This is a genomic window from Solwaraspora sp. WMMD1047 (assembly GCF_029626155.1).
In the GTDB taxonomy this organism is placed as follows: domain Bacteria; phylum Actinomycetota; class Actinomycetes; order Mycobacteriales; family Micromonosporaceae; genus WMMD1047.
The window spans coordinates 4,464,169-4,474,033 of sequence record NZ_JARUBL010000001.1 but is presented as its reverse complement, the minus strand read 5'-3'; the positions used below and the strand labels follow the sequence as shown (position 1 = coordinate 4,474,033).

The 9,865-nt window shown below is 70.9% G+C and carries 11 protein-coding genes; 6 read left to right on the top strand and 5 right to left on the bottom strand.

Translation table 11 applies throughout. The annotated features are described in order from the left end of the window. The first annotated feature begins 6 nt into the window (after positions 1-6). The 5 genes from O7627_RS20395 to O7627_RS20375 are packed head-to-tail and all read left to right on the top strand — an operon-like array spanning position 7 to position 4,031. Positions 7-438 (top strand): heme-binding protein, encoded by a 432-nt coding sequence (locus O7627_RS20395; RefSeq protein ID WP_278095097.1) that lies wholly within the window; start codon positions 7-9, stop codon positions 436-438. Then, positions 435-1,313 carry a hydroxymethylglutaryl-CoA lyase gene (locus O7627_RS20390; RefSeq protein ID WP_278095096.1) on the top strand — a complete coding sequence of 293 codons (879 nt, stop codon included), beginning with the start codon at positions 435-437 and terminating at the stop codon, positions 1,311-1,313. The genes O7627_RS20395 and O7627_RS20390 overlap by 4 nt, the downstream gene beginning before the upstream one ends. Continuing rightward, entirely contained in the window at positions 1,313-2,611 is a 1,299-nt protein-coding gene (locus tag O7627_RS20385) for a CoA transferase (protein WP_278095095.1), read from the top strand. The genes O7627_RS20390 and O7627_RS20385 overlap by 1 nt, the downstream gene beginning before the upstream one ends. After that, complete coding sequence (locus O7627_RS20380) at positions 2,608-3,363, top strand: SDR family oxidoreductase (RefSeq protein WP_278095094.1); 756 nt, start codon at positions 2,608-2,610, stop codon at positions 3,361-3,363. The genes O7627_RS20385 and O7627_RS20380 overlap by 4 nt, the downstream gene beginning before the upstream one ends. A gap of 29 nt (positions 3,364-3,392) precedes the next feature. Beyond that, entirely contained in the window at positions 3,393-4,031 is a 639-nt protein-coding gene (locus tag O7627_RS20375) for a GntR family transcriptional regulator (RefSeq protein ID WP_278095093.1), read from the top strand. Positions 4,032-4,244: 213 nt separating this feature from the next. On the opposite strand, the gene O7627_RS20370 is transcribed toward O7627_RS20375, so the two are convergent. Then, a complete protein-coding gene (locus O7627_RS20370) occupies positions 4,245-4,532 on the bottom strand; it encodes a DivIVA domain-containing protein (protein ID WP_278095092.1) in 288 nt (95 codons plus the stop codon). Positions 4,533-4,856: 324 nt separating this feature from the next. On the opposite strand from O7627_RS20370, the gene O7627_RS20365 reads away from it, so the two are divergent. Beyond that, a complete protein-coding gene (locus O7627_RS20365) occupies positions 4,857-5,096 on the top strand; it encodes a winged helix-turn-helix domain-containing protein (protein WP_278095091.1) in 240 nt (79 codons plus the stop codon). A gap of 21 nt (positions 5,097-5,117) precedes the next feature. Here the strand turns inward: O7627_RS20365 and O7627_RS20360 are convergent, their stop codons facing one another. The 4 genes from O7627_RS20360 to O7627_RS20345 all read right to left on the bottom strand — a co-directional run bounded on the left by O7627_RS20360 (position 5,118) and on the right by O7627_RS20345 (position 9,839). Then, positions 5,118-5,564 (bottom strand): hypothetical protein, encoded by a 447-nt coding sequence (locus O7627_RS20360; RefSeq protein WP_278095090.1) that lies wholly within the window; start codon positions 5,562-5,564, stop codon positions 5,118-5,120. A 312-nt stretch (positions 5,565-5,876) separates the two neighbouring features. Continuing rightward, complete coding sequence (locus O7627_RS20355) at positions 5,877-6,137, bottom strand: DUF6244 family protein (RefSeq protein WP_278095089.1); 261 nt, start codon at positions 6,135-6,137, stop codon at positions 5,877-5,879. Positions 6,138-6,281: 144 nt separating this feature from the next. After that, a complete protein-coding gene (locus O7627_RS20350; protein WP_278095088.1) occupies positions 6,282-7,556 on the bottom strand; it encodes a vanadium-dependent haloperoxidase in 1,275 nt (424 codons plus the stop codon). A gap of 123 nt (positions 7,557-7,679) precedes the next feature. Then, a complete protein-coding gene (locus tag O7627_RS20345; RefSeq protein WP_278095087.1) occupies positions 7,680-9,839 on the bottom strand; it encodes a glycogen debranching N-terminal domain-containing protein in 2,160 nt (719 codons plus the stop codon). Positions 9,840-9,865 lie beyond the last annotated feature (26 nt).

Genomic DNA, 9,865 nt, shown 5'->3' with positions numbered 1-9,865 from the left:
AAAATCATGCCGAAGAACCCGAACGTGGTCCGCAAGCAGTCCATCTCGGCGCGGGCGGCCCGCAAGATGATCGACGCCGCGGTGGCGAAGGCCGAGGAGATGGGCTTCGCCGTGACCGTCGCCGTTTGCGACGAGAGCGGGGTGCTCAAGGCGTACGCCCGGATGGACGGTGCGGCGATGGTCAGCGTGCAGTTGGCGCAGGACAAGGCGTACACGTCGGTGGGTTTCGGGTTGAGCAGCGACGGCTGGTACGACTTCATCAAGGAGGACGGCCCGCTGGCGATGGGGGCGCCGGCCGGGATCGACCGGCTGGTCACCTTCGGCGGCGGCTACCCGGTGAAGGTCGACGACCAGGTGGTCGGCGGGATCGGGGTCAGCGGCGGCCACTACACGCAGGACATGGAGGTCGCCCAGGCCGGCCTGAAGGCGCTGTCTTGAGCGTCGAGATCATCGAGGTCGGCCCGCGCGACGGCTTGCAGAACCATCCCCGCTTCGTCGCCACCTTCGACAAGATCGAGCTGGTCCGGCGGGCGGTCGCGGCCGGTTCCCGCCGGGTCGAGGTGACAAGCTTCGTGCACCCCGCCAAGGTGCCGAACCTGGCCGACGCCGAGCAGGTGGTGGCCGGCCTCGGCGACAGCGGCGTCGACTCGATCGGGGTGATCATGAACGCCCGCGGCCTGGACCGGGCGATCGCGGCGGGGGTGGCCGAGGTGAACGTGGTGGTGCTGGCTAGCGACACCTTCGGCCAGCGCAACCAGGGCATGACCACGGCCGAGGCGGTCGCCGAGGCGCGGCGGCTGCTGCCCCGGGCGCACGACGCCGGCCTGCGCGCCTCGGTCACCGTCGGCGCTACCTTCGGCTGCCCGTTCGAGGGGGAGACCCCGCTGTCGCGGGTGCTGCACATCGTCGAGGACGTGTTGGCGGCCGGGCCGGACGAGGTGGCCCTGGCCGACACCATCGGCGTGGCCGTGCCGGAGCAGGTGGAGCGGGTTTTCACCGCCGTCCGGGCGGTCACCGACGCGCCGCTGCGTTGCCACTTCCACAACACCCGCAACCTGGGCTCGGCCAACGTCCTGGCCGCCGTCGGAGCCGGCGCCACGGCGGTCGACGCCAGTGTGGGCGGGCTCGGCGGCTGCCCGTTCGCGCCGAACGCCACCGGCAACGTCGCCACCGAGGACGTCGTCTACGCCCTGCACCGGTCGGGGTACCCCACCACGATGTCGCTGGACGCCGCGATCGACAACGCCCGGTGGCTCGGCGGGGTCCTCGGCGAACAGGTGCCGGGCCTGCTCAGCCGGGCCGGCGGGTTCTGATGGCCGCGCCACTGGACGGGCTGCGGGTGCTCGACCTCACCAGCACCTTCTCCGGGCCGTACTGCACCCTGATGCTGGCCGACCTGGGCGCCGAGGTGGTCAAGGTCGAGCCGCCGGGCGGGGACATCGCCCGCCAACTCGGCGCCAGCCGCACCCCCGGCCTGGCCGCCGTCTTCCTGAACATGAACCGGGGCAAGAAGAGCGTCGTGCTGGACCTCAAGTCGGCGGCCGGCCGGGCCGCGCTGGCCCGGCTGATCCCCACCGCCGACGTGCTGGTGCACAACATGCGGCCGGGCGCGGCGGACCGGCTGGGGCTGTCGTACCCGGAGGTCGCTGCCCTGCGCGCGGACATCGTCCACTGTGTCATCCCCGGGTTCCGCAGCACCGGTCCGGACGCCGACCGGCCCGCCTACGACGACGTGATCCAGGGCGCCTCCGGGATGGCCTGGCTGCAGAGCATCAACCAGGACCGACCCGGGTACGTCACCACCCCGCTCGCCGACAAGCTCGCCGGCCTGACCGCCGCCACCGCCGTGCTGGCCGCGCTGCGGCACCGCGACGCCACCGGGCAGGGCCAGCGGGTCGAGGTGCCGATGCTGGAGACGATGATCGCGTTCGGGCTGCTCGAACAGCTCGACGGCTGGACCTTCGAGCCGCCCACCGGGCCGCCGGTCTACCCCCGCACGGCGGCCCCGAACCGGCGCCCGTACCGCACCGCCGACGGCCACCTCTGCGTGCTGATCTACACCGGCGAGCAGTGGGACCGCTTCCTCACCCTGGTCGGACGCGCGGACCTGCTGCGCCACCCCGACTTCGACACCGTCGGCAAGCGCATCGCCAATGCCGACCGGCTCTACCAGGTGGTCGCCTCGGTGCTCGTGGAACAGCCGACCGGGCACTGGCTGGCCGCACTGCGGGAGATCGACGTACCGTGCGCGCCGCTGGCCGACTACGAGGAGATCCTGCGCGACGCGGACCTGCGCGCCGCCGGCTTCGTCTCGGTGGTCGACCATCCGGCCGCCGGGCGGCTACGCACCATCGCCTCACCGATCTCACTCTCCGCGTCACCGGTCACCGGCTACCGGCACGCGCCAACCCTGGGCCAGCACACCGACGAGATCCTCGCCTCCGCCGGCATCGCTCCCGCTGCCGGGAGCGGAGCCGGCCGTGACCTCGGCAACGGCCCTGGGAGCGGTGTCGGGAGTGGCCTCGGCAGCGACCTCGGGAACGGTGCCGGCAGCGACCTTGGCAGCGGCGCCGGTAGTCACCTTGGCAGCGACGTCGGGAGTGGCGGATGAGCGACGGGTTGGCCGGACGGATCGCGCTCGTCACCGGGGCCGGGTCCGGCATCGGGCTGGCGGTGGCGCGGAGGCTGGCCGAGGCGGGGGCCGAGGTGGTCTCGGCCGACCTGGACACCTCGGACTGCGCCGGCTTCGCCGTCACCGCAGACCTGGGCACCGCGACCGGGGTGGACGACCTGGTGGCCGCCGCGACGGACCGCTTCGGCGGGGTGGACGTGCTGGTCAACAACGTGGCGGTGGCGCCGTACCGGGACGGGTTCACCGATATCGACGACGCCTCCTGGCAGCGCAGCTGGGATGTGAACGTGATGTCCGGCGTACGGCTCTGCCGGGCCGTCATCCCGATCATGGTGGACCGGGGCGGCGGCAGCGTGGTGATGATCGGCTCGGAGGCGGCCCGCCACCCGACGCCGCGGCTGCTCGACTACTCGGTGACCAAGGCCGCCCTGCTCAGCCTCGCCAAGGCCCTGGCCTTCGAGTACGGCCCGCACGGCGTCCGGGTCAACACGGTGGCTCCCGGCCCGACCCGCACCGCCACCATGGACGCCTATCTGGCGTCGCTGGCCGGTGGCTCCGACCTCGACGCCGCCGCCGACCACCTCGTTCGGGACGTGCGCAAACTGCCGCTCGGCCGGATGAACGACCCGGAAGACGTCGCCGAGGTGGTGCTCTTCCTGGCCGGCGACCGCGCCCGCCAGGTGACCGGCTCGGAGTACGGGGTCAACGCCGGTTCCACGGCGTCCATGTAGGTTCACCCTCGGGGAAAGCAGGTGAGGACATGGTTCGTGCCACCCGAGGGGTGTACGAGTCGATCAAGACCCGGATCCTGGACGGCTCGTACGAGCCGGGAGCCAAACTGTCCGAGGAGGAGTTGGCCGCCGCCGTCGGGGTGAGCCGCACCCCGGTCCGGGAGGCGCTGCGCCGGCTGCACGCCGAGGGCCTGGTCGACTGGGAGGCCAACCGGGGCGCCACCGTGCCAGCCTGGAGCGACCAGGACCTGGAGGAGATCTTCGAGCTCCGCGCCCTGCTGGAGGGGTACGGCGCCGAGCTGGCCGCGGCCCGGATCACGGCCCAGGAGATCGACCGGCTGCGCGAGCTGTGCGCGGCGATGGAACGGCACGCGGCCAGCTCGGCCCCGGACCGGGCGGATCTGATCGCGGTCTGCAACTCCGAGTTCCACGAGATCATCCTCAGCGCCGGCCGGAACCGCCGGCTGAGCGCCCTGCTCGGCGCGGTCGTGCAGACTCCGCTGGTGAACCGCACCTTCCGCCGCTACGACGAGGCGGCGATGACCCGCAGCATGGCCCACCACCGGGAGCTGATCGACGCCTTCGCCGCCGGCGACCGCGCCTGGGCCGGCTCGGTCATGCGCGCCCACATCCTCGCCGCCCGCGCCACCCTCGGCAACGGTGCCTGACCCGGCCACCCCCCTTGGCTCCTTGATCAAATGATGAAAAGGGTCGCCCAGGAGGTCTGAGACGACACTTTTCATCATTTGATCAAGGGAATCGTGGGGCGCGCTAGGCGGGCGGCGTCACGGTGGGGGTGGGTGTACCGCGTCAGGTGTTGGGGTTGGGGCGGGAACCAGGGGCCGGGGGTTGGAGCATCGGCGAGCCGGCTGGCTCGGGGACTACCAGTGGCCGGTGTTGTTGCGGAACTGGTCGGGGGCCGGGCGGGTGTGGGTGGCCTGCCAGTCGCGTAGGGCTTGCCTGAGGCGGGTGTTCTCGGCGTGGAGGGCGCGCAGTTCCTGGTGCAGCAGGGCCAGTTCGTCGGCGAGGTGGCGCTGGAAGGCGCGTACCTGCTCGGCGTCGAGGCCGCGGCGGCGGGGGTCGAACTCGTGGGTGCGTACCTCGTGGGGGGTTGGTCGGTGGGGACGGCCGGTGCCGATCGGCCGGCCGTTGCGGTACACCTGGGCCACCTCGGTCCTTTCCGGAGCGGCGAGGGCGGGGGAGTGCCGGTCACCCTGGGTGGGTGGAAGGGGGGGCCGCCCACCTTGCCGGTCGTGGGCGGCCCGCCCGCCCTGCCACCGCAGCCTCATTCGGCGGTACGACGACAGAGCTGGCCGGACGGGCCGGGGGCGGGATGCCCCCCACCCCCGGCCATTGGGTGAGCCACCCAATCGTTGCCACGCGAGGAGAGCGGCTCGGACTCCACTCTAACGACTAAGCCGTGAGAGTCAACCCTTGGTTGTTGATCCGGATCGCCTCGTGATCGAATTGGCGTGCCACGCGCAAGGAGTGCCATGCCGACGACCCCGGACTACATCCGCATCGCAGACGAGATCGTCAACGGCGTGCGGACCAGCAAGCTGAAGCCAGAGGACAAGCTGCCGTCGATCACCGACCTGGCGGCTCAGTACGGCGTCGGCACGTCCACGATCCAGATGGTCTACGTGCGACTCGAAGCGCTGCGGGTGATCCGGCGGCACCAGGGCAAGGGCGTCTACGTCACCGACCCGAAGACCTGGATGCGCGAGCCCTGACCAGCTCTGACCGTGCGCGGGTTAGGGGGTTTCGATGGCGGTTTCGATCTTGTCCAGGTAGTTGAACCACCACTCGCCCTTGCTGGGCTGGGAGGTGGTGGTGACCAGATTGGTGGCGACCAGGATCGCGGGGATCATGATCGTGTCGGCCAGCAGTGGTGCGCGGGTCGGTTCGCCGTTGAGCATGCCGCCCAGCAGCGACTCGACGTCGTCGGTGGTGAGGCCCATCCACGCCTCCTGGCGGCTGATGCTGGCGGCCAGCTCGGCGATCTGCGCGGCTGACGGTTTGCCGCTGTACATCTGGAACAGGACGAAGGCCGAGATCGCGAGGGCGAGATCGACCGCCTTTCGGACACTCTCGGCGTCGCGGAACTTCCTCAGGGCTTTCTCGAACCGTGGGGTGTCCCGGTGCACCGCGGCGTCCATCGTGGCCCGCAGCAGCCGCTCAATCCGATCGTCGATCCTCATCGTCGGCTCTGTCCTCCAGCCGTCTCGCCCGCCATGCCTGGTACGCCCCGATCGCGCCGGCCGTCGCCAGGAGGGTTCCGACGACGGTCTTCGGGAGCGTAGGCAGGAACTCCTGAAAAGTCGCGTACGCCGCCGCGGTGGCCGAAGTCCACAATCCGATCGTTTCGCTGCTGACCCGTTGGCGGACTTTGGCCGGCGGTGCGCCCTGTTCTCGGATTTGCTCGTCTCGTGGTCGTGGTAATGAAGTGCTGTCGTTCGGCTCCGCTGGAAGATCAGCGGGTGGCGGACCTGTCGCGCTGCCACCACCCGGGTCTAGTTTCCCAGTGCCTGGACTTTCGTGATCGTTTTCTTGACCTGATCATTGACCGCTGGGGTGCGGCCGGCGACCTGGGACAGGATATCGACCAGACTGTCTATCTGGCCAGTGAGCTGGGCTGAGCTTCCCTCCAGTGCGGTGGCGATCAGTTGCCTGGCTTGTAGTGCGTCCTGCTGCGCGGAGCGCAGCTTCGCCTGCGTCTCGTCCAGCTTCTGAGTTGCGGCGGACAGTTGCGCGATGATCTGGGCGGCACTCATGGTGCTCCTCCCGGGGCTCGTCGCGAATGCGAAAGATGAATCACCATCCTACTTATTGTGAGCTCGCCTCTCATTGTTGCAGCACGGAACTGCTGGAAAGCAGACATTGACCGGCGACGAGGCGTGGAAGTTTTGCGGGTGAGGTCACCGGTGAGGATTCGGGCGGAAGTGGTGGCGGCTGATGTGTTCGGCGACGCGGCGGCCCAGGTCGGCGCCGTCGACGTCGGCGGTCCGGAAGTGCACGCCGCCCCAGATCCGCGCCTCGATGACCTCGGCCAGCGCGTCCGAGAAACCGGTGAAGTGCCGCCGGGCGCCGGCATCCACACTGTACGAACTGAACGGCACGTCGTCGCGGCCGAAGAAGAACGCCAGGATCGACATCCGGCCCCCGGTGCCACAGGTGTGCCCGGAGGGGTACTCCGGGAACGACGGCGTCACCAGCAACGGTGTCCACTCCGGATCGGGTTCGGTGGCCGGATTGCCGTCGGTGCCGGCGAGCTGGATCGCGCTGAACGGGCGCCAGAAGTTCCACCGCTCCTTCTCCCGGGAGCAGGCGATCTGGGCGTCCGCGCCGGTGATGTCGACCATCGCGAGCATCCGGGCGGTCTGCAGCAGGTCCAGTCGCGCAGTGGTGGCGAGCTGCCGGCGGACCTCCCAGGTGGTCGAGCGCCGGTCGTGCCACCAGAGCGCCGCCTCGGTCTGGTCGGCGGTGCGGGTGGTGCTGGCCGCCGATCCCACCTCGCGTACCTCCTCGACGTCCCGGGCGTACGCCCGGCTGTCGAGGGCGGGCGGTCCCGGGGTGCGGAACAGGGACGCGTCGGGAATGGCGAACGGCCGTACGTGCCCGATCCACGCCCCTTCCACGGGGAAGGTGGGCGGGGTCGGCAGCCATTCGCCGGGCTCGGTGCCGACCTGCCACTGCCGGTCGCCGAAGGCGCCGTCACCGCGCCGGGCGGCGATCATCGCCGCCGAGGTCCGTTCGCCGACGGCGATGCCGCCCCGCTTGGCCCAGCCGTCCGCGATGCCGGCCAGCGCCTGCTCGTACTGGACCCGCAGCCGGTCCCGCTGGTCGGGGAAGAGCGACCGCAACACCCGGTGCGCGGCGGTGGCGACGGCCGCCTCGACCGACTCGCCGCCGCGGGTCCGGGGCGCCGACAGGTACGGCTGGTACGGGCGGCCGGCGATCGCGTTCACCGCGTCGTAGACCGCGCCGTTCACCATCGCGAAGCTGCGACCCTGCACGTTCGGCTGCTGGCCGGCGACGTCCCAGATCGCCTCTTGGGCGTACCGGTCCCAGACCAGCACCGGGTTGGCGCCGCCGGCGGCGGACGCCGGAAGACCAACGGGCACCCCGACCGCGAGGACCAGGCAGCAGGCAAACCAGAACCGGAACCGACGGTACGCGTCGCGACGTCTCATGACACCCTCCCGGGTACGATCACAGCGACGATTCTCGATGCCAGATGCTGTCGCGAACCTAGCCGTGGCCGTGCCATGAATGCAATGCGTGCGGGCTGGACCGCTTTGCGTGATCTGAAGCGATCACTCCGGCAGAGGTGTGACCCGGCTGTCGGCACCGGTCGCCTCGATGAACCAGCGGCGGCCGAACGCCTGTAACCGGTCGATGCGGATCGTGCCCAGCTCGGCCGGCACCTGCGGTAGCACGGTGAGCTGCCCGTCGCGGGCGTCCAGGCCGAGGATCGAGCCGATCAATTGCAGCGGCGCACCGGACGCCCACGCCTGGGGGCTGCACGGCGTCGGGTACGGCACCGGGAACGGGCCGTCGTCGCGGGAGAACCCGGCGAAGACCTCGGGCAGCCGCTGGTCGAAGTGGTCGGCCGCGGCCAGCAGCGCCAGCGCCAGCCGGTTCGCCTCGTCCCGCAGCCCGTACTGGGTCAGGCCCTGCACGATGAGCGAGGTGTCGTGCGGCCACACGGTGCCGGTGTGGTAGCCGATCGGGTTGTAGCCCGCGTCGTCGGTGGAGAGCGTGCGGATACCCCAGCCGGAGAACATCGCCGACGACATCAGCTGGCGGCCCAGCAGCGGTGCCCGTTCCGGCGGCACGATGCCGCTCCAGAGCAGATGCCCGATGTTCGAGGTCAGCGAGTCGATCCGGTTCTTGTCGCCGTCCAGCCCGATCGCGTAGTAGCCCCCCCGCTCCTCGATCCAGAAGTCCCGGTTGAACCGCTCGAAGAGCCGCTCGGCCTGGTCGCGCAGCCGGGCCGCCAGCGCCGGGTCGGCCATCGGCCCGGCGGCCAGCTCGGCGAGCCGGGTCTTCGCGTCGAACACGTACCCCTGCAGTTCACAGGTCGCGATGGGCAGCACCGGAATCCGCCCGTCGGCGAACTGCACGCCGTCCCACGAGTCCCGCCAGCACTGGTTGCCGAGCCCGTGCGGCGAGGCGGTGGCGTACTCCACGTAGCCGTCGCCGTCCCGATCGCCGTACCGGTCGATCCAGTCCAGCGCGGCCCGGGCCTCGTCCCACAGTCGCCGCACCAGGTCGTCGTCGCCGGTCCACCGCCAGTACTCGGAGAGCAGGATCAACCAGAGCTGGGTGGCGTCGGCGGTGCCGTAGTAGGGGCTGTAGGGCAGCTCGCCGAGCCGGGTGAGCTCGCCCTCGCGGCTCTCGTGCGGAATCCGGCCGGGCTGCTCGTCGGTGAAGTCGTTGCAGCGCCGGCCCTGCAACCGGGCGAGCGAGGTGAGCGCCCCACGGGCGAGGTTCGGGTTCCCGCCCATCGTCTGGTAGGCGGTGATCAGGGTGTCCCGACCGAACAGGGTGAGGAACCAGGGCGCGCCGGCGGCCGGCAGGATCACCTCCTGGCCGCCGATGCGGGTCCGCACCCGCAGCGCCAGCAGATCCTCGGCGGACTGGTTCAGCACCCGTTCGAGCAGCGGCGAGCCGCACCTGATGTGGGCCCGGTCGGCGTCCCACTGCTGCGCCGGGTCCTGCACGTTCAGCGGCGTACCGGGTCGGACCCGCACCGATGGCAGGTCCATCGGCCCGAGTTCCAGCGGCACCTGCAGGTCGAACCAGTGCCGCTCCTCGCGACGCAGCATCAGCTCCCAGACCAGGTCGTCACCGTCGATCCGGTCCGCGGGCGGGTCGACGAGAACCTGGGTACGGGTTTCGAAGCCGCCGTTGCGGTACTCGAACGACAGCCGGGATCCGTCGGCGGCGTGGTCGCGCCGGACCATCCCGGACCGGTCCCGGATCCGGTTGGCGCGGATCTCCAACAGGTCGGCGAAGTCGACGCCGGTGCGCAGCCGCAGCTCGACCCGGACCGGATCGGCGGCGTACGACCGCAGGCTGATCCGTTCGCGCAGGCCGTCCCGGCCGACCAGCCGGATCCGCCGCAGGTCGAGGGTGCTCGACGGCAACCCCCGCCGGCCCTGGTTGGTGAGGAAGAAGGTGGCGGAGTAGTAGTCGGTGGCCTGGGCGCGTAGCGCCCGCGACAGGCGGCCGTCGACAAGCAGCTCCCAGCGGTTCAACAGCCGGGTGTCGTTGGCGATCAGACCGCCCATGCCGGCGGGCGGTACGTCGCCGGCGCCGTCGGAGTACATGAACGCCCGCCCGTCGAACACCCCGATCGCGTTCGGCAGTCCGGACGGTAGCGGGGCGTCCTCGTGCTCGCGTACGCGTACGTCGGTGGTGATCCCGGGCAGCGGGTTCGCCGGCGTCGGTCGATCTCGCGTGGCGTCCACGGGTCCTCCTCGTCCCGCCCGATCAT

Coding starts and splice junctions, on each gene's coding strand:
- O7627_RS20375 (WP_278095093.1), top strand. CDS start 3,393: ATGGTTCGTGCCACCCGAGGGGTGTACGAGTCGATCAAGACCCGGATC.
- O7627_RS20365 (WP_278095091.1), top strand. CDS start 4,857: ATGCCGACGACCCCGGACTACATCCGCATCGCAGACGAGATCGTCAAC.
- O7627_RS20380 (WP_278095094.1), top strand. CDS start 2,608: ATGAGCGACGGGTTGGCCGGACGGATCGCGCTCGTCACCGGGGCCGGG.
- O7627_RS20395 (WP_278095097.1), top strand. CDS start 7: ATGCCGAAGAACCCGAACGTGGTCCGCAAGCAGTCCATCTCGGCGCGG.
- O7627_RS20360 (WP_278095090.1), bottom strand. CDS start 5,564: ATGAGGATCGACGATCGGATTGAGCGGCTGCTGCGGGCCACGATGGAC.
- O7627_RS20350 (WP_278095088.1), bottom strand. CDS start 7,556: ATGAGACGTCGCGACGCGTACCGTCGGTTCCGGTTCTGGTTTGCCTGC.
- O7627_RS20355 (WP_278095089.1), bottom strand. CDS start 6,137: ATGAGTGCCGCCCAGATCATCGCGCAACTGTCCGCCGCAACTCAGAAG.
- O7627_RS20385 (WP_278095095.1), top strand. CDS start 1,313: ATGGCCGCGCCACTGGACGGGCTGCGGGTGCTCGACCTCACCAGCACC.